This is a genomic window from Pseudomonas sp. NBRC 111130, assembly GCF_001320485.1.
In the GTDB taxonomy this organism is placed as follows: domain Bacteria; phylum Pseudomonadota; class Gammaproteobacteria; order Pseudomonadales; family Pseudomonadaceae; genus Aquipseudomonas; species Aquipseudomonas vlassakiae.
Map to the genome: position 1 here is coordinate 54,296 of NZ_BCBG01000016.1, position 18,841 is coordinate 73,136.

Sequence of the window (18,841 nt, forward strand, 5' to 3'; positions counted from 1 at the left end):
GCTCTGAGCATAGAAACAATTCCCCGGCTGGACGTGACCTCGGTCAATGATTTACCTAGGCTCAAGACAGACGGTAAAGGAAGGAGAACCCCATGATTCGTTGCAAGCGCGTCTACGACGCGCCAGAGGAGGAAGATGGCCGGCGCGTGCTGGTCGACCGCCTGTGGCCGCGCAATAAACGCAAGGACCAACTGCATGGCGAGTGGTTTCGCGAAGTAGCGCCATCCACTGATTTGCGCAAGGCGTTTCACCAGGGCGAGGTGGATTTCGCCGGTTTCACCCAGCGCTATCAGCAGGAACTGGCGGCGCACCCGGAACACTGGTATCCGCTGCTGGACCTCGCCGCCAAAGGCAACCTGACCTTGCTGTATGCCGGCAAGGACGCCGGGCACAACAATGCCCAGGTGCTGGCGGCCTGGCTGGAAGACGAACTGGAGCGGCGCGGCCCGGGCAGCTCGCCGGTATGCTATGCCCGTTGAGCTGATCGCCGCGAGCGATGCCTGGTGCACGTTTGCCCGGGACCTGACGCGACGGGCGATGTTGCCCTATTACCGCGAGTTCGACCTGTTGTGGATCGAGGAGGCCTTCGACGAAGCCTGGGGCTGGCGCGAGCAATGGCTGGTGATGGAAGGGGAGGTCGTGCTGGGTTTCTGCAGCCTCAGCCAGGACCGGCAGGCATTGTTCATTCGTGAGTTGCACCTGGTGCCGGAGCAGCGTGGGCGCGGGGTGGGCAGCCAGGTGCTGGAAACCCTGGCAGACTGGGCGGCGCAGCGGCGTTTGCCACTCTTGAGGTTGATGGTGTTCAGGAGCAACCCGGCGCGGCAGTTGTACCTGCGCCATGGGTTTGTCGAGATGGGTGAGGATGATTGCTTTGTGAGGATGCAGCGAGTTATCGGTTGACCTGTGCCGGCCTCTTCGCGGGCTCGCCCGCTCCCACAGGATCACCACAATTCTGAATGCTGTGGAGTACCTGTGGGAGCGGGCGAGCCCGCGAAGAGGGCGGTGCAGTTACAGCAGATGCTGGATCACTGCTGCCTCACACGCACAGTCTCACCCTGACGAACCGTGGCCTCGAGCAACTGCCCCTGCAAGGGCAACAAATCGCCGATCAACAGGTTTTGCAGCAACGGCTTGCCATCGAAGCTGTTGCCCCCCAGCACCACATCCCGCATACCCTCGACCCGCACCAGCGCCTTGCCGACCCGGCCCAGGCGATTGCCGCTGAGCAGCAAGGGCCCGGCCAGCGGCGTGGCATTGCGCAGGCTGATGGCATATTCCGCGGTATTACCGATGCGGTTGTCGAGCAGCGCCACCGCGCCCACCTCGCTGGCATCCACCGCGCTGCCCTGGCTGCTGGCCAGCAGGTTGTCGTCGATCACCAGCGGTGCCGTTGCAGTGGGTGCCAGGTCGCGCAGCTGGATGCCGTTGCCACGGCTGTCGCCGATGCGGTTGCCGGCCAGCAGCACTGCGCCTTGTTGCTCGCTGACTTCGATGGCGGCCTTGGTCGCGCCGAGGATCAGATTGCCTTCGACCAGGGCGCGGGTCTGGCCACGCAGGCGCACGCCACTGTTGTTGTCGATGCCGCGCAGCTGGTTGCCCTGCAGCCTGACCTGGCTGTTCTGCACATCGATGGCGTATTGCTGCGACTGCCCGAACTGGCTGCCGGTGATGGTCGCCTGGCTGTGTTGCAGCTCCACCGCGCTGGACATCTCGCTGAACTGGCTGTCGCGGATGATCAGCGTGGCCGGGCGCGTGCTGGCCGCCTGCTGGGTGCTCAAGGCGGTGGTCAGGCCACGGGAGAGGTTGGCGTTGTAGCCCAGGCGCTTGAGCGTCGAGCCGATCACCTGGGTATGGCTGCCGGCCCAGGCCACCACGAACGGCCGCCAGGCCCGGTCGGTGCTGCCCGGCTTGTCGCCGGCCATGCTCTCCAGGCTGGACTGGTTGAGCCCGAGCCAGCCCTGGTTGATCAGCGCCGTGCCGGAGAAACTCGAGAGGTACAGGCTGGTGCCTTCGAGCACCAGTCCCGCATCGCTGGCGATCATCAGCGGGTAGCTGAGCAGGTAGCCGTCCTTGTAGCGCTTGAGGATGCGTGGATCATTCAGGGCGTCGTGCAACTGCGCCAGGGTGATGCTGCCACCGCGCAGCATCACCACTTGCGGGTGGTGCGCCTGGTAACCGGCGATGGCGCGGAACAGACCGTTGTTGACGAATGGCTCGAACGGCCAGCTGCCGGCCTGGGACGAGAACATTGGCTGCAGGCTGACGCTGGCGCGCCCGGCCGGGCGTGGCCGCTCGGCCTGCTGGAAGGCCACGGCCTGGCGTACCTGCTGGCGCAGCTGCTCGACCTTGAGCTGGCGTTGCTCACCGGGCAGGGTGTCCACGGTCTGGTTGACCGGCAGCGCTTGGCTGGCGGCGTGGGCAGCGCCGGCCAGGCACAAGGCGGCCAGGCAAGTGAGGGAAAAGCGGGCGAGGGCAGCCATGGGTCAGCTCCTTGATCCGGGCAATGGGGGGTAGAACGCTTTGATCGGGCCGCCGAGCTGGCTGTAGTTGTCCACCTCGCCGTCTTCGCTGTCGTACAGCTGGCGCGCCAGTGCATGGCCGGGGTTGCGTTGCAGGAACGGGATCAGCCAGGCCAGTTTGTAGGGTGCCACGTCCGCCTGGGGTTGGCCCTTGAGTTCGGGCAGCTCACCTGGGGCGAGCACCGTGCGGGCAGCGAAGCTGGCCAGCTGGTCGAGGGTCTGCTGGTCGTCGTGGCTCCACGGCAGGTTATTGGCACGTGCCGACTCGGCCAGCAGCACCAGCGGCACCAGGGCGTACTGGCTGTAGTTGGCCGCCAGCTTGCTGCGCGCCACTTCCAGCGGCAGATAGGCGTAGTTACCGTTGTTGGCGCGCACGGCCTGGGCCAGGGCACGGCGCAGGTTGCCGTCGGCCCACTGGATGAAGTCGTCGCGGCCGACCAGCATGCCGGTGGCGGCCACGGCCCAGGCTGCCCAGTAGTCGTGGTTGTTGAAGTACACACCGCTGGTGCTGCGGCGCGGGTCGTACTCACGGATCACCTGCTCGCCGAGGCGGGTGAACCAGCTGCGCTGCGTTTCGTTCAGTTGCAGCTTGCCGTCGGCGGCCGACTGGGTCAGCAGCACGGCACCGGCCATGGCTGCCAGCGCCCATTTGCGCGCGGCCATGCCGGTGCCGCTGGCATCCGGGTTGAGCAGGGCGCCGGCTTCGGCCCAGTGTTGCAGCCACTGGTCCTGGCAGGCCAGGGCCATGTTGGCGTCCTGAGGTTTCTTGGCGCCCTGGAAGCGTTTGCTGGCGTAGATCAGGCCACCGACGAACTGCTTGACCTGCTTGGCGATCTGCTCGCTGTTGGCGTCGGGGCTGCTGCGCAGGGTCGACTTGCTGGCGTCGCGCTGGTCGTACTTGCTTTCCAGGCGCAAGCTGCCGGTGTAGGGCGCGGGCGGTTCCCTGGTGCAGGAGAGGGTGCGGTAGTCGGCGATCATGGCCGACTGCGGAGTGCTGTGGGCGGGCCAGATGGATTGCGCCGCCTGTGTCAGTGGGCTCATCAGAAACATCATGAGCAGGACCGGGGCTGCTTTGCAGCCCTTCGCGAGCATGCCCGCTCCCACAGGGATTTGTGAGGCTGAGTTGGTCGGTGTGGGGGCGGGCGTGCCCGCGAAGGGCCGCAACGCGGACCCAATCAGCGGTATTACAGACATAGCCGGGTCTCCACATCGGTCGCCACAGTCCCGGCCTTGGTCGGCTCCATGAACACCGACAACAGGTTGGCCCCGGCAAACTCCGGTGCCTTGCTCAGCTCCAGGTAGTACTGGCCACCGGTCACCGCCGCCTCGCGGCGGAACCACACCTTGTCCCGCGCCCCATTGTCGTAATAGACGATGATGTAGAAGTCCTTGACGTTCTTGTCGCTCAGGCGAATGTCGAGAAAGCCTTTCGACAGCGCCTGGCGCCCGCTGCCGGCATTGCTCAGCAGCTCGATGCGCTCGCCCACCTGCAACGCCGGGCGCTGCAGTTTCGAGCCAAGTACTTCCCTGTTTGCCGAGCACCCACCCTGGACTGCGGGCACCAGCTGGCGATACATCAGCGGCGAATCGAGCCGGTAGTTGGCCGGCAGCTCCCAGACGATCAGCTTGGGCGGCGCCTTGGGCTTGTAGTCGCTGGACAACAGGTACTCCAGCAGCGAGCCATCTTCACCCACCCCAGGCAGGGCGTAGTTGAGGATGTCGACATTCAGGTACTGCTTCAGGTAGCCGTCGAAGTTGAACTGCTTGCTCTCGTCCTCACGGGCAGCGGCGTTACTGTCGCCGACCAGGATCACTTCCGGGTCCGGTGCCTCGTCGAACAGCGCGTCGGCGCCTGCGGCCACCGGGATGGTCTGGTAGCCACGCACGTACTGGAAACCATAGTTGTTGCCGCAGATGCTGCTCAGCGCCAGGTTCATGGTGCCGTCCTTGGGCACCATCACGCCCGGCTCGGTGCGGTACGCCTTCTTGGTCAGCCCGGCATAGAACGGCTGGCGGCGGATCTCCTCGGCCATCAGTTTCGCCGTGGCTTCGGCGCCGGTGGGTGTCCAGTGGTGGTCGCGGCGGAAGAAGTACTCGCCCTTCGGCGGTTGCTGCACCAGCTGCATCATCGGCGCCACCACCGCGCCGCCCTGGCGCAACTGGCCGAGATAGGCGGCAAGGTTGTTGCTGGCGCGGGCATAGTCGAAACCGTGCAACTGGTCGGCGAACAGCTTGTCGCGGTGCATCAGCCCGCGGGTGGGCTGGATCGCCATGGCCACATGGATGCCCTGGCGCTCGAACGCCTGCATCAGGCGGGCAAACTCCGGGCGCATCGGCGCGGGGATGCCGAAGTCATTGGTCAGGTCGACGGCCGAGCGGAACAGCCAGCGGTCCTTGCCAGGCACGATCTCGCGCATCAGTTTCATGCGCCCCTCGGCATAGCGTTGCGGGTCGCTCAAGGCCGGGCAAACCATGCACTGCAGGTTCTCGCAGCCAGGCCCGGCCACCTGGGCAGCCTGGGCCGGCTGCGCGGCCTGGCCGGGCAGGCTGAACAAGGCCAGGGCAGCGCTCAGGCCAAAAGGAACAAGGGTCTTCATGTGCCATTCATCCTTGCAGGGCATTCATCACTCGGTCGGGTCGATGCTGTTGGCGATGGTCATGCTGCGGTTGCCGGGCAGCAGCACATAGCTGTACGAGCGGCCCTTCTTGAGGAACTGCTCGTCGAAGCTGGCGACCTTGGTGTCCTGCTGGTAGGCGGCGAAGTCGATCTTGATCTCATTGACCATGCGCGTGCCGGTCTCGCCATTGCCAATGGCCTCGACCACGTCATGCTTGCCATCGGAGGTTTTCAGCGTCGCCTGGTTGGCGGTCAGGTTGTAGAAGGCGATCTGCGCCTTCTTCGGCTCGTTGACATACTTGTCGCTGATCAGTTTCAGCTGCTTGCCGTCGTAGACCACCGTACTGGCCGCGTTGGCCTTTAGCTGCGGTTCGATCGACTGGCTGCCGACGGCGATCTTGTGCGGGCCGGCAGGGGTGAAGCGGTAGCCGCTGAGCTGGCCGGCGGCAACCCGTTGCGGGTTGACCTTGCCGCTGAGGGTGACGTCGATGTTGCGGTCGGACAGGTTCAGCACCCGGACGAACGCCGAGTCGGCCGGGGCCACGGCATCGTACAGGTCGGCGTTGCCTTCGGCGGCCAGGGCAGCCTGGCTGGCGGCGGCCAGGGCGATGGCGGTGAACAGTGGGGCAAGTTTCATCAGGCTCTCCTTGAATCGTCAGAAATGCTGGGGCGCCGCGCTGCGGCTGAGCGAGCCGGGGCGGTGGGCGAGCAAGGTGCGCAGGGGGAATTCCCAGACCACGGTGTCGATCTGCGTGTTGGCCAGCTCGTCACTGGCAAGGAACTGGCTCATCGCCTCGAACGGGCCGCGGGCTTCCACGGCAATGCTCAACAGGTCGCGGTTGAGTGCCTCCTTGAGGAAGCCGACAAAGTTCCAGTCGTCGATCTTGCTGTAGCTGGTGCCGACCAGCAGCAGGCTCTGGTTTGCCTCGGCGAACAGGTCGTCGGCGCCTTGTTTGGCCTTGAGGGTTTCGTACAAGGCGATCGGGTTGGGGCCGAACTGCGGCGCCAGGCGCGCATGGTCGAACTGGATGTAGTTCATCAGGTCGCCCTTGATGCTCTTCTCACCGGCCTTGCGCGACACGTACACCTGGTCGCCCAGCAGTTGCGGGCGCTGGCGTGCCAGTTCGTAGGCCGACAGCCGCGCGCCTTCCGGGCTCCAGTGGGTGTCGGACTTGAGGAACAGCGGCGGGCCTTCGAGGTTGGCGAGGAACGCGGCGCGTAGCGGCACCACGTCCAGATGGCGGTTTTGCAGCTCACCGACGAAGTGGTCGTAGAGGCTGGTCACCCGTGGGTCGAAGGCATGCTCGGCATGCGCCGCGTACACATCCAGCTTCATCGGCAGCGGCAGGATCACCAGCTGCTTGCCGTGTTCGGCCAGTTGCGTGCGGACCTTGGCGATTTGTTCCAGTTGGCTGGCGACGTTGGCGTCAAGGTCGTTGGGCACGCGGTATTCCTGGTTGGTGTAGAGCCAGCCATCCTTGCCCAGCACCACACCCTTGGTGCCTTCGCCAAACAAGTAAAACTGGGCATCGGCCCACAGTTCCACCGACGGCTCACGCAGGAAGAAGCGCCTGTCGTAGGCCTGCTCGAACTTACGCAGCAGCTTGCCATCGACGAACAGGTTCCAGGTGTCGGTCGAGGTGCGGGCAAAGCTGAACACCGGCGGCAGCGAATAGATGAACATCGCCGCCAGCACCACCGCGAACAGAATGCCATTGGCCTTGCTGGCCGAATTCATCACCGGGTACATGGCAGGCTCCTAGAACTGGAAATACAGGAAGGGTGAGAACGAGTTGGCCGCCAGGCTGCTGAGCGCCAGCAGAAAGCCGCCCCACAGCAGCACACTGTGCAGCGCGCCCACGTGGCGCATGAAATAACCTTCCTTGTTGCCGGCGTAGAAACGCACGTTGTTGATCCCGGCCAGCACCAGCCAGGCCAGCGCCACCAGGGCAAAGGCCATGGCCATTTTCGAGGCACCGAGCACGTACAGTTCCAGCGAGCCGAAGCCGTTGAAGCCGAACAGTGCCTTGTAGATGTCGATGCTGTGGCGCAGGTCCATGGTGAAGAACAGCGGCATGCTCAGCAGGATCAGCACCCCGGTGCGCAGGTTGCGGCCTGGGTGGTAGGGCGTGGTGACCTTGGTCGCCAGGTTGAACTTGCGTTCGATGACCATGCCCACGCCGAAGAACAGCCCCCAGCAGATGAAGGCGAAACTCGCGCCGTGCCACAGGCCCGACAGCAGCATGGTCCAGATCAGCGCCGGCAAGGCGCCGGCCACGCGCTTGCGCACCAGCGGCATGTACACGTAGTCGCGCAGGAAATGCGCCAGGGTCATGTGCCAGCGTGCCCAGAACTCGGTAATGCTCTGCGCCACGTAGGGCTGGTTGAAGTTCTCCGGGAAGCGGAAGCCCATCATCAGCGCCAGGCCCAGGGCCATGTGGCTGTAGCCGGCGAAGTCGAAGTACAACTGCAGGGTGGATATCACCAGGCCGAACCAGGCATCGCTGAACTGCAGCGTGCCTTCGCTGACGAACAGCACGTTGATCGGGGCCAGGCGGTCGGCGATCAGCACCTTCATGATGAAGCCGAGCATGAAGCGGCACACGCCCAGCGAAAACAGCTCCAGCGAATGGCTACGCTCGCGCAGCTGCGGCGCCAGCTGGCTGTAGCGCAGGATCGGCCCGGCCACCAGGTGCGGGAACAGCGCGACGAAAGCGGCGAAGTCGATGAAGTTGCGGGTTGGCGTGGCGTCCTTGCGGTAGATGTCGACGATGTAGCTCAGGGCATGGAACACGTAGAACGAGATGCCCAGCGGCAGGAAGATGTTTTCCAGCGTCCAGGTGTTGATGCCCAGCGGCGCCAGCAGCAAGGCCAGCACCTCGGCGCCGAAGTTGGCGTACTTGAAGTAGCCCAGGGTCGACAGGTTGCCGGCCACTCCGACCCACAGCAGACGCAGGGCCAGGCGCTTGTCGCCGGCATCCAGGCGTGCCTTGATGCGCAGGCCGAACCAGTAGTTCCAATAGGTGATGCCGACGAACAGCAGGAGGAAGTCCGGCCGCCACCAGGCGTAGAAAATGTAGCTGGCGGCCACGATCACCGTCGAACGCCACTGCGCCTTGGCCAGGAAATACACGGCCAGGAACAGCGGCAGATACAGGAACAGGAACACATTGGAGGCGAAGATCATGGCACGGCCCTTCCTTAGTAACTGATCACCACGCCGACGCTCAGCTGGTAGTCATCACCGGTTTGCAATGCACTGCCGGCATTGAGGTAACTGGCACTGACCAGCGCGTTGACGTCCAGGTGCTTGCCGTCGATAGCCACCGGAAACATCTTCCAGTAGTAGTTGAGGTCGACCATCTGCCCGACATTGCGCCCGTTGCCATTGCTGCCCTGGTTGATGGCGCGATTGCGCTGCGAACGCTGGTCGCCGTTCATACGGATCGGCAAGGTACCGTCGGCATCGCGCAGGTCCAGCTGGGTCACCCGCAGGTCCAGCGCGCTGCGCGGGGTGGGGCGGGTCTCCACGGCAAAGCCGTAGTAGCTCAGGTTGCGCAGGTCGAGGGCGACGAACGAGCTGGTCAGGCGCGTGCTGTAGGAGCCGGTGCGGGTGATGCGGTCGGACTGGATGGCGTTCAGGCGGAAGCCGTCGTTCTCGTCGCTGGGCTTGTCGGTCAGGCCCCCTCGCAGTGCCACGCGCGGAGTCCAGGCCAGATCGTCAAAGCGCTTGCCGAGTTCGCCGAGGACCGCCCAGCCCTTGCTGCTGTGGCCGGTGCTGGTGACGCCGTTGCCGTCGGTGTTGTCCATCTTGCCGTCCAGCGCCGCCAGTTCCAGGTGGTAGTCGCTGAGCACCGGGTAGGCGAGGTTGTCGCCCTTGAAGAACAGCCCGTAGCGCATGCCCTTGAAGTCGTAGCGGTCGTCGGCGTCGTGGCCGCTGTGGTCGTTCTCGTGCATCAGGCGCACACCGACCTGGTTGTTCTGGCTCCAGCGGTAGGCGTACTGGCCCATCAGGTAGGTGGTGCGCTCCTCGCTGTCGGCCAGGCGGTTGACGTCGGTGTTGTAGTTATGGAGCTTCTGCCCGACGGCGAAGAACGCCTCGCTGAAGGTGTCCTGATAGTTGAAACGCAGCGACTCGAGGCTGTCATCCCACCAGATGCCATAGTCGTCATAGAAGCGCTGGCGGCCGAACGATGCAGAGAAGCGTGGGTCGTCGCCGATCAGGTTGCGCTTGACGTACAACTCGCGCAGTTCGGCGTACCAGCCTTCGGGCTGCTCGCGTTCGTTGGCGTTGGACGCTTCGTTGGTCAGGTTGCTCGACTGGCTGGAGTCATAGTTCAACCACAGGCGGCCATAGACCATCCATTTGGCCCAGCGCTTTTCCGGCGAATACCAAGCGAACGACGGCTCGTAACGCAGGCTGTAGAACATCTCGCGGTCGCTGCCGACCTGGGAGTCTTCAGGGCCGTAGCCGGTCTGTACGGTGAGCTTGTTGAACACTTCCGAGGTGATCACCGGCTCGCTGCCATCCAGTGCCGTGACGCGCACCGGTTCATTGCTGTCGGCCTCGGGGCCGGTGATTTCTTCTGCGGCGAACGCCGCCGGCAGCGGCGCCAGGGCCAGCAGTGCGCCGAACAGGGGGTGATGCGCTTTCACAGGGTGGCCTCCTTGAACAGCCCGTTGCGAGCGGCCAGGGCACGCTCGATATCATCCTTTGGCAGGGTCTTTTCCAGGCGCCTGATCAGGCTGCGCGCGCTGCGTTCACCCAGGTCGAGGGCGACGCGGGCATAGGTGTAGGCCTTGACCGGGTCGTGGCACAGGGCACGGCCGTAGGCATGCAGGGTGGCCATGCGGTACCAGGCGGCGGTGTTGCCCTTGTCGGCTTCGGCCTGGAACAGCGCCAAGGCCTTTTCCTGGTCAGGCTGGTCTTCGACGCCCTTGCTGTAGTACTCACCCAGCAGCAGGCCGGCACCGGGGTAGCCGCTGGCGCGCAGTTCCTCGATCAGGGCGCGGGCTTTGTCCGGGTCCAGGGTCAGCCAGTTGTTGACCATGTAGAACTGCGCCTGCAAGGCCTTGGCCCGGGTGGGTTCGCGCTCGCGCACCTGGTCGATCAGCGCCTGGGTTTCCTCGGCGTTGTGTTCGGTCGGGTTGGAGATCATGTAGTTGGCCTTGGACACCATGGCCGGCACGAAGCCACGGGCCACGGCCACATCGCGCCAGCGCTGGACGCGGGCGGTAGCCAGGTTCAGTGCGTCGTCCTGCGCCTTTTCTCGCGCCTGTTGCTCGGGCGTCGGTGGCAGCTTTTCGGCGCCAGGTGCGCTGGCCTGGTTGTCGTAGCGGTCGGCTTCCCGTTCGGCGCGCTGCACGCTGGTGATGCTGTCGAGCAGCGCGGCGACGCGGTGGATGATCTCCACCGGCAACTGCTCGCGTTCAGGCTCGAGCTGGTCGGCGAAGGGCGGGAACAGGCGGTCCTGCTGTTCGCCGAGGAACGCGTAGTAGCGGTCCAGGGCGCGCACGTCCACGCGCACCGCCTGGCGATACCAGCGCTCGGCGCCGGCACGGTCGCCCTGGCGTTCGGCAAGCACGGCGTGGTACAGCTCGGGGCGGCAGTTGAGCAGGCAGGCCTGTTCGTACAGGGCCAGCAACTGCGCCGCCTGGGCGGTGTCGACCAGCTCCGGGTAGGTCAGGAACACTTCCAGCGTGGTGCTGGTGTTGCGTGGGTCGAGGTTGGCCGGGTAGCGCGTCAGTGCCTGGGCCATCCACGGCCGCAGCGTCTCGCGCAGGCTCGGGGTGCGGTCGATCAGGCGGGCCAGCGAAGCCAGTGCCGGTACCATGCCATGGCCGTCGGCAAAGGCCTTCTGATACAGCGCCACCACTTCCGCGCGGCTGGCATCTTCGCGCCCGGCCAGCACATCACCCAGCAGCAGGGTACTGGCCAGGTCGCCACGGGCAGCCAGTTCGCGCAGGTCGGTGGTGACCTCGGCCGACGGGTCCTTGTACAGCGCGTAACGGATCTGCTCCAGGCTCTGCCCGGCGCTGGCCGAGCTGGCGCAGGCCAGGGCCAGGCCAGCCAGCAGCAGGCGTGGGGGCATATTGGCGGTCATGGCGTCATCGTCCTCGGCCGTTTAGCGCGCTGCGCCGAACGGCAGGCCCATGAACAGGTCGACCGCTACCGCTTTCTGGTAGGCCGCCGCCGGCAACGGGCTGTCAGGCTGGATGGTCAGCGCCAGGTTGCGGTTGACCTCATCGACCCGTGCGTCGACCACCTTGCCACTGTAGTGCTGGTCGAGGCCGAACACCTGCATGTCCACCGACTTCACCCGGTCGACATCGTCGAGTTTGTCGAACGGCACATTGGCGCGTACGAACAGGCCCTGGTCCTTGGGCAGCAGGTGCATCAGCGCGGCTTCTTTATAGCCGTAGCCGTCCAGGCGCTGGTTCGGGTAGTAGACCGTGCAATCGCACGGGCTGTTGATCACGGTCTCGATGGTGGCGCGGCCGAGCAGGGTCTGCAGGTCACCCGGCGACAGGTCGGCGACCGCCTTCATGTCGGCCGGGCTGGTGAAACTGGTGGCCAGCTGCGTGGAGATGCTGGCCAGCGGCTGGCCGGCCTGCACTTCGGTGGCGCCGGCGGGCAGCAGGTACTTCACATAGCCGTTGTCGGGCATGCTGATGACCTGGGCGTTGGTCGCCACCTGGGCCTGCAGCGCCGGGATGCGGAAGAACAGCAGGTAGCCCTTGTAGCCGACGAAGGCCAGCGCGGCGATGCCAGCGGCGGTGTACAGCAAGGTGCCGGTCAGGGCCTTGAGGCGGGCGCCCGGGGTGCGTGCGCTGGCGTACTTGTGCTTGCGTTCCTTGATGTAGTTCTCGCGCTGCATGACATTGAACAGGCCGTTGATGTCGGCGATCTCGCCGGACATATAGGCGCTGATCAGGTAGCGCAGGATGTCGCGCTTCTGTGCATCGAGTTCGACGAACTGCGCGCCCACTTCGCTGCCACGCTGGGAGACGATGCGGATCTTGCTGTCGATGTTCAGGTCGACCTGGTTCAGGCGCAAGCGGATCGAGGCGTCGTACAGGGTGCCGACGTTCAGCGGCGCGTCGTGGATCAGGCCCAGCCCGCCCAGGGAAATATCCTGCAGGGCGACTTCGAACGGGGCCTGGCCGGCACTGGCCAGGCGCACCCGTGCGTTCATCCGGGTGCGCACGTACTGGCGCTCGTCGACCGCCTCGTGGACGATGTTGGCCGCTGTCTTGCCCGGGGCCGCGGGAATGTTCGTGGTACTCATGTGCAGGCGCCTTTCCTTAACGTTGCGAGAGTTCTAGGAGAACGGTGATGACCCCGAAGAAGATCGCGATCGACGAGCACAGCATCGCCTTCGAGGACCAGCGGTTGAGGCTGGCGTCGAAGTCGACGCTGCCAGTGGCCAGGGTGGTCTTCTGTCGCGTCCAGCTTTGCTGGTCCATGTGGAACATCGCGTAGACCTTCATCAGCGAACCGACGATCTGGTTGTAATAAAGAACGAAGGGGTACATCGGGCTGACCGGGTGGCCGGCGAAGACGAACAGCACAGTCACCAGGCTGCGCGAGATCAGCACCCAGAACAGGTACACCAGCAGGTACTGGATACCGAACACCAGGCCGGCAACCACCGAGGCGGTCAGGCCCATCAGGCAGGTCCACATCGACACGCGTTGGTCGAGCAGCACGTACAGGGTGAACAGCCCCAGGCGGGCCCGGCCGAGCAGGGCAGTGGCGCGGAAGTTCTGCCGCAGCGAATTGCCGTACCAGCGGAACATCAGCTGGCGGGTGGCGATCCAGAAGCTGTCGCTGGGCGGATGCTCGACGGTCAGGGTATGGCTGTCGGGCACGTAGAAGGTATTCCAGCCAGCGCGCATCAGGCTCAGCCAGCTCGACTTGTCGTCCCCGGTAAGGAACTGGAAGCGGCCCAGGCGCCAGTGTTCGAGGAAGTCGGCCTCGACGTCGCGGATGAACTCGGGGTCGGTCATCACTTCGGCGCGGAAGAACGACAGCCGCCCGGTCAGGGTCAGCACCCGGTGCGACAGCGCCATCGAGCACATGTTGATGTGGCGCTGGACGAAGCGCATCGAGTGCCACTGGCGCATCCAGCGGCTGCCCTCGACTTCGCAGAATTCGTTGGTGGTCAGGCCACCCACGTCTGGCAGCACGGCGAACAGCTTGACCGCTCGCTCGACACAGCCAGGCAGCATCATGGTGTCGCCGTCGACCACGCCGACCACGGCGTCACTCAGCGGCATCTGCCGCGACAACGCGCGGAAGGCATGGGCCAGGCCGTCACGCTTGCCGGTGCCCCGGGCGCGGACGATCACCAGCTTGATGTCGTCACGGTCCTTGACCTCGTTGCGCATGATCTGCTTGATGAAGGTCTCGTCGCCTTTCTCGACGATCGACGCGATGACCGTGCAGGGCACGTTCAGCCGTTGCACTTCCTGGAACACCGACTGGTAGACCTTGAAGGTGGTGGTGGTTGGGATGCGGAAGCTGGTCACCACCATGAACATGTGCGAGGGCAGCGCAGCATCGCCCAGGCGCTCGACCTGACGACGCAGGCGCGGAAACTTCCAGTGCAGGAAGTACATGCCGCGCAGGTAGTGGACCACGGCATTGCCGTAGCGCCACATGCCCAGCGTGCCGATGATGAAGATGAACAGGTGGTGGTCCGGGTCCAGGTACTGCGGCGCGACCATTTCCGACGCCAGCGCAATCAACCCGGCGAGGCACGCCCAGCCGAAGAAGCTGGCGCCTGCGCGCAGGTAGCCGGGGGCCACGAAGGGCGGTTGCTGTCGATCCATGTCGGCTTGACTCCTGTTTTTGCGGTGCCCGCGCGCCACCCCGCCGAGGCCTGGGCCAATGGCAGGTGGTGCGCGGTGGGTGCCGGGTCGGTTACCAGCAGATGCCTTGGCTGTGGCTGTCGCTCAGGCCGGGCATGAAGCCGACCAGGTCGATCACCTGCTTGCCGTGGCCGCTTTGCAGGGCGCTGGCAAAGCGTGGGTCGTTGTTGCCCAGGACGATCACCTCGGCGTCATCGATCACCTGCTGCAGGTCGCTGTGCAGCAGCGACGAAACATGGGGGATCTTCGCTTCGATGTAGTCCTTGTTGGCCCCGTGCACGCGGGCGTATTCGACGTTCTCGTCGAAGATGTGCAACTGGTAGCCCTTGCCGATCAGGCGCTCGGCCAGTTCCACCAGCGGGCTTTCGCGCAGGTCATCGGTGCCGGCCTTGAAGGCCAGGCCCAGCAGGGCGATCTTGCGTTTGTCCTGGCGCTCGATGAGGTCGAAGGCGTTTTGCACCTGCGAGGCATTGCTGGCCATCAGCGAGTCGAGCAGCGGCGCCTTCACATCCAGGCTGGCAGCGCGGTAGGTGAGGGCGCGCACGTCCTTGGGCAGGCACGAGCCGCCGAAAGCGAAGCCCGGGCGCAGGTAGTAGCGGGACAGGTTGAGCTTGTGGTCCTGGCACACCACATCCATCACCTCGCGGCCATCGACGCCGGCAGCCTTGGCAATGTTGCCGATCTCGTTGGCGAAGGTGACCTTGGTCGCGTGCCACACGTTGCAGGTGTACTTGATCATCTCGGCGACTTCGATCGACTTGCGGATCACCGGTGCCTCAAGGCCGTTGTACAGCGACTCGAGCAGGTCACCCGACTGGCTGTCCAGTTCGCCGATCACCGTCATGGCCGGGAAGTCATAGTCCTGGATGGCCGTGCTTTCGCGGAGGAATTCCGGGTTGACCGCCACGCCGAAGTCGACGCCGGCTTTTTTACCCGAGTATTGCTCCAGGATCGGGACCACCACGTTCTTTACCGTGCCTGGCAGCACGGTGCTGCGGACCACCACGGTGTGGCGGTTGGCCTTGTCGCGCAGGGCGGTGCCGATTTCCCGGCAGACCGCCTCCATGTACACCAGGTCCAGGTCGCCGTTCTTCTTGCTCGGGGTGCCGACGCACAGCAGCGACAGGTCGCTGGCGAGGATCGCTGCCTGCACGTCGGTGGTGCCGCGCAGGCGGCCTGTGCTGACACCGTCCTGCAGCAGCTGTTCCAGGCCTGGCTCGACAATCGGCGATTTGCCCTGGTTGATCAGTTCGATTTTTGCCGGAGAAATGTCCACCCCCAGCACGTGATGGCCGCGGGCCGACAGGCACCCCGCGCAGACTGCGCCTACATAGCCAAGTCCAAAGATACTGATGTTCATACGTCCCTCTCCCTGGGGCACGGCAAAGCCGGCCGAGATACATCGTTCATGAAGTTGTCGAATGGCAGACGCGCAGAAGTAAGCCGCGCTCGAAATGGCGTTGCAGGCTGTTTCTTAGTGGTCTTTTTACAGCCTAAGGGCGTTTTTATTTTTATTGCAAGCGCTGATATTGGGTTATTTGAAATTTATTTAATTCTTGCTTGTTAAAGTTTAAAAACTCTTAAAAATCAATACCTTAAAGTTGTTGTTAGTTGGGCGTCAAAAAATTGATAACGTCCTGAGTGGCGATAAAGTGACGCCAAGGACGTGGCGTTCTGCTGGTTTCTCCCTTGGCTTGGTCAGCCTGAACTGCACCGCTGGGACGGCTAAGATCCCTGTAAATCAAGGCCTTCCAGGTCGCGGTGGTGGCGCAATACTGGCTTGCGACGAAGGTCGGCGATGGGCATAGTGACCGCACAGTCTGCAACTGCTCTCGGGATTGTGAGCAGGTAGCCCATGACGGCACAGGAACAAGGAGAACGTCATATGAAAGGAATCGGCCCACGGCTGCGAGAAGAACGTGAACGGCTGGGCATGACCCAGCGGGTATTTGGTGATATCGGCGGCGTCGAACCCAACGCTCAGGGCAAATACGAAAGTGGCGAGCGCACGCCACGGGCGGATTACCTGGCAGCGCTGGCGACCAAGGGCGTGGATGCGCTGTATGTGCTCAGCGGGGAGCGCACTCCGGCGCCGCTGGAAAGCCTGTCGGCAGATGAAACCGGTCTGCTGGGCGCGTTCCGGCGGTTGCCGGCGGCTGACAAGGCGGCGTTGTGGCATCTGCTGGGGCGCCTGGTGGGTGAGGGCAGTGCGGGGGAAGTGGCACGACAGCCGCGTCATGAGCGTCAGACGTTTCTGTAGGAAGTTTTACGCTAGGTCCGCCGTGAAAAATTTTGTTAAGGTGGCGGGATCCAATCGCCCTGTTGACGAGGTGTCTGCTTGATTAGGGTTCTAGTGGTCGACGATCACGATCTGGTTCGAACCGGTATTACTCGCATGCTGGCTGATATTGACGGCCTGCAGGTGGTGGGTGAGGCGGATTCGGGCGAGTCGGCGCTGAAACTCGCCCGCGAACTGAAACCTGACGTCGTCCTGATGGACGTGAAGATGCCCGGGATCGGCGGCCTGGAGGCCACCCGCAAGCTGCTGCGCAGTCACCCCGACATCAAGGTGGTGGCGGTTACCGTGTGTGAAGAGGACCCGTTCCCCACCCGCCTGATGCAGGCCGGCGCCGCCGGTTACCTGACCAAGGGCGCCGGCCTCGACGAAATGGTCCAGGCCATCCGCCTGGCTTTTGCCGGCCAGCGTTATATCAGCCCGCAGATTGCCCAGCAGCTGGCGCTGAAGTCGTTCCAGCCGCAAGCGTCGCCGTTCGACGCGTTGTCGGAACGGGAAATCCAGATCGCCCTGATGATTGTCGGCTGCCAGAAAGTGCAGATCATCTCCGACAAGTTGTGCCTGTCGCCCAAGACCGTCAATACTTACCGCTATCGGATCTTCGAAAAACTCTCGGTCACCAGCGATGTCGAATTGACCTTGCTGGCCGTTCGCCACGGTATGGTTGACGCAAGCCTCTAATCCTTCATGTCACAAGTCTTTGATGCCAGCGCGTTCCTGGCGACCTGCAGTGGTCGCCCAGGCGTATACCGGATGTTCGACGCCGAGGCGCGGCTGCTCTATGTGGGCAAGGCCAAGAACCTCAAGAAACGCCTGGCCAGCTACTTCCGCAAGACCGGCCTGGCGCCGAAAACCGCTGCGCTGGTGGCGCGCATCGCCCAGGTCGAAACCACCATCACCGCCAACGAGACCGAGGCGCTGCTGCTCGAGCAGAACCTGATCAAGCAGTGGCGCCCGCCGTACAACATTCTGTTGCGCGACGATAAGTCCTATCCCTACGTGTTCCTGTCGGAAGGTGAATTCCCGAGGCTGGGCATCCACCGCGGGGCGAAGAAAGCCAAGGGGCGGTATTTCGGGCCGTACCCCAGTGCGGGCGCCATTCGCGAGAGCCTCAGCCTGCTGCAGAAGGCCTTTTCCGTGCGCCAGTGCGAAGACAGCTATTTCGCCAACCGCACCCGTCCATGCCTGCAGTACCAGATCAAGCGCTGCAAGGGCCCGTGCACCCAGCTGGTCACGCCAGAGGAGTATGCCGAGGATGTGCGCCACTCGGTGATGTTCCTCGAAGGCCGCAGCCAGCAGCTGGGCAACGAACTCAACGAAGCCATGGAAAAGGCGGCAATGGCCCTCAATTTCGAGAAGGCCGCCGAGCTGCGTGACCAGATTGCCTTGTTGCGCCGGGTCCAGGACCAGCAGTACATCGAAGGCGGCTCCGGCGATGTCGATGTGGTGGCCGCCTTCGTCAACCCCGGCGGTGCCTGTGTGCACCTGATCAGCGTGCGCGGTGGCCGGGTGCTAGGCAGCAAGAACTTCTTCCCCCAGGTGGGCATCGAGGAGGAGGTAGCCGAAGTCATGGCTGCGTTCCTGTCGCAGTACTACCTGGGCAACGCCGAGCGCGAGCTGCCCGGCGAGCTGATCGTCAATGTGGTGCACGAAGACTTCGAGGCCATCACCGAAGCCGTGCAGAGCCTGCGCGGCCGTGAGCTGAGCATCAGCCACCGGGTGCGCGGCACCCGCGCACGCTGGCAGCAACTGGCGGTGACCAACGCTGAACAAGCACTCAATGCTCGCCTGGCCAACCGCCAGCACATGGCCGCGCGCTTCGAGGCCCTGGCCGAAGTGCTTGGCCTGGATGAGGTACCGCAACGCCTGGAATGCTATGACATCAGCCACTCCAGCGGCGAAGCCACGGTCGCCAGCTGCGTGGTGTTCGGCCCGGAGGGCCCGATAAAGTCAGATTACCGTCGCTTCAACATCGAAGGCGTTACCGCTGGCGATGACTACGCCGCCATGCACCAGGCCCTGACCCGCCGTTACGGTCGGATCAAGGACGGCGAGGGTAAATTGCCTGATGTGCTGCTGGTGGACGGCGGCAAGGGCCAGCTGAACATGGCGCGCGAAGTGATGCAGGAGCTGGCCTTCACCGACCTGACCCTGCTCGGCGTGGCCAAGGGCGTGACCCGCAAGGCCGGCTTCGAGACCCTGTACCTCAACGACGTGTCCCATGAATTCACCCTCAAGGGCGACAACCCGGCGTTGCACCTGATCCAGCAGATCCGCGACGAAGCCCACCGCTTCGCCATCACCGGCCACCGCGCCCGGCGCGGCAAGGCCCGCCGCACATCGAGCCTGGAGGACGTCGCCGGGGTAGGGCCCAAGCGCCGCCGCGACTTGCTGAAACACTTCGGCGGCCTGCAGGAGCTCAACCGCGCCAGCATCGATGAGATCGCCAAAGCGCCCGGCATCAGTAAAAAGCTCGCCGAGTCGATTTATGCCAGCCTGCATAGCGAGTAGAATGCCGGGTTCAACCCGCAGCCA

Annotated in this window: 16 protein-coding genes; 5 read left to right on the forward strand and 11 right to left on the reverse strand. The window is 64.2% G+C overall.

The annotated features are described in order from the left end of the window. Nucleotides 1-92 precede the first annotated feature (92 nt). Together APH33_RS09585 and APH33_RS09590 are read left to right on the forward strand one after the other, a co-directional pair. The gene (locus APH33_RS09585) at nt 93-479 is read left to right on the forward strand and encodes a DUF488 domain-containing protein (RefSeq protein ID WP_054884898.1); all 387 of its coding nucleotides are present in this window, start codon (nt 93-95) and stop codon (nt 477-479) included. Next, nucleotides 469-900 (forward strand): GNAT family N-acetyltransferase, encoded by a 432-nt coding sequence (locus tag APH33_RS09590; RefSeq protein WP_054884899.1) that lies wholly within the window; start codon nt 469-471, stop codon nt 898-900. Before APH33_RS09585 ends, APH33_RS09590 begins: the two co-directional genes overlap by 11 nt. Before the next feature lie 125 nt (nt 901-1,025). Here the strand turns inward: APH33_RS09590 and APH33_RS09595 are convergent, their stop codons facing one another. From APH33_RS09595 to APH33_RS09645, 11 genes are all read right to left on the reverse strand, one after another. Then, nucleotides 1,026-2,480: a right-handed parallel beta-helix repeat-containing protein gene (locus APH33_RS09595; protein WP_082433531.1), complete on the reverse strand. Its 1,455-nt coding sequence runs from the start codon at nt 2,478-2,480 to the stop codon at nt 1,026-1,028. A 3-nt stretch (nt 2,481-2,483) separates the two neighbouring features. Then, on the reverse strand, nt 2,484-3,611 hold the full coding sequence (locus tag APH33_RS09600; RefSeq protein ID WP_054884900.1) for a polysaccharide lyase: 1,128 nt from the start codon (nt 3,609-3,611) through the stop codon (nt 2,484-2,486). A 92-nt stretch (nt 3,612-3,703) separates the two neighbouring features. Then, nucleotides 3,704-5,116, reverse strand: coding sequence for an alginate biosynthesis protein AlgX (locus APH33_RS09605; protein WP_054884901.1), 1,413 nt, complete (start codon nt 5,114-5,116; stop codon nt 3,704-3,706). A 27-nt stretch (nt 5,117-5,143) separates the two neighbouring features. Next, nucleotides 5,144-5,773: an alginate O-acetyltransferase AlgF gene (locus tag APH33_RS09610; protein ID WP_054884902.1), complete on the reverse strand. Its 630-nt coding sequence runs from the start codon at nt 5,771-5,773 to the stop codon at nt 5,144-5,146. Nucleotides 5,774-5,791: 18 nt separating this feature from the next. Next, on the reverse strand, nt 5,792-6,886 hold the full coding sequence (locus APH33_RS09615; protein ID WP_054884903.1) for an alginate O-acetyltransferase: 1,095 nt from the start codon (nt 6,884-6,886) through the stop codon (nt 5,792-5,794). Between the two features lie 9 nt (nt 6,887-6,895). Further along, nucleotides 6,896-8,323 (reverse strand): MBOAT family protein, encoded by a 1,428-nt coding sequence (locus APH33_RS09620; protein WP_054884904.1) that lies wholly within the window; start codon nt 8,321-8,323, stop codon nt 6,896-6,898. A gap of 14 nt (nt 8,324-8,337) precedes the next feature. Beyond that, a complete protein-coding gene (locus APH33_RS09625; RefSeq protein WP_054884905.1) occupies nt 8,338-9,792 on the reverse strand; it encodes an alginate export family protein in 1,455 nt (484 codons plus the stop codon). After that, nucleotides 9,789-11,240 carry a tetratricopeptide repeat protein gene (locus APH33_RS09630; protein ID WP_054884906.1) on the reverse strand — a complete coding sequence of 484 codons (1,452 nt, stop codon included), beginning with the start codon at nt 11,238-11,240 and terminating at the stop codon, nt 9,789-9,791. Before APH33_RS09630 ends, APH33_RS09625 begins: the two co-directional genes overlap by 4 nt. A 21-nt stretch (nt 11,241-11,261) precedes the next feature. Continuing rightward, a complete protein-coding gene (locus tag APH33_RS09635) occupies nt 11,262-12,425 on the reverse strand; it encodes a PilZ domain-containing protein (protein ID WP_054884907.1) in 1,164 nt (387 codons plus the stop codon). 16 nt (nt 12,426-12,441) lie between these two features. Then, nucleotides 12,442-13,971 (reverse strand): glycosyltransferase, encoded by a 1,530-nt coding sequence (locus tag APH33_RS09640; protein WP_177332377.1) that lies wholly within the window; start codon nt 13,969-13,971, stop codon nt 12,442-12,444. A gap of 91 nt (nt 13,972-14,062) precedes the next feature. Continuing rightward, nucleotides 14,063-15,370: a nucleotide sugar dehydrogenase gene (locus APH33_RS09645; RefSeq protein ID WP_054884908.1), complete on the reverse strand. Its 1,308-nt coding sequence runs from the start codon at nt 15,368-15,370 to the stop codon at nt 14,063-14,065. A 525-nt stretch (nt 15,371-15,895) separates the two neighbouring features. Between APH33_RS09645 and APH33_RS09650 the strand changes: the two genes are divergently transcribed. The 3 genes from APH33_RS09650 to uvrC all read left to right on the forward strand — a co-directional run bounded on the left by APH33_RS09650 (nt 15,896) and on the right by uvrC (nt 18,817). Continuing rightward, on the forward strand, nt 15,896-16,270 hold the full coding sequence (locus APH33_RS09650; RefSeq protein ID WP_054884909.1) for a helix-turn-helix domain-containing protein: 375 nt from the start codon (nt 15,896-15,898) through the stop codon (nt 16,268-16,270). A gap of 78 nt (nt 16,271-16,348) precedes the next feature. Further along, nucleotides 16,349-16,987 carry a UvrY/SirA/GacA family response regulator transcription factor gene (gene uvrY / locus APH33_RS09655; RefSeq protein WP_054884910.1) on the forward strand — a complete coding sequence of 213 codons (639 nt, stop codon included), beginning with the start codon at nt 16,349-16,351 and terminating at the stop codon, nt 16,985-16,987. A 6-nt stretch (nt 16,988-16,993) separates the two neighbouring features. After that, nucleotides 16,994-18,817 carry an excinuclease ABC subunit UvrC gene (gene uvrC / locus APH33_RS09660; protein WP_054884911.1) on the forward strand — a complete coding sequence of 608 codons (1,824 nt, stop codon included), beginning with the start codon at nt 16,994-16,996 and terminating at the stop codon, nt 18,815-18,817. Nucleotides 18,818-18,841: the final 24 nt, after the last annotated feature.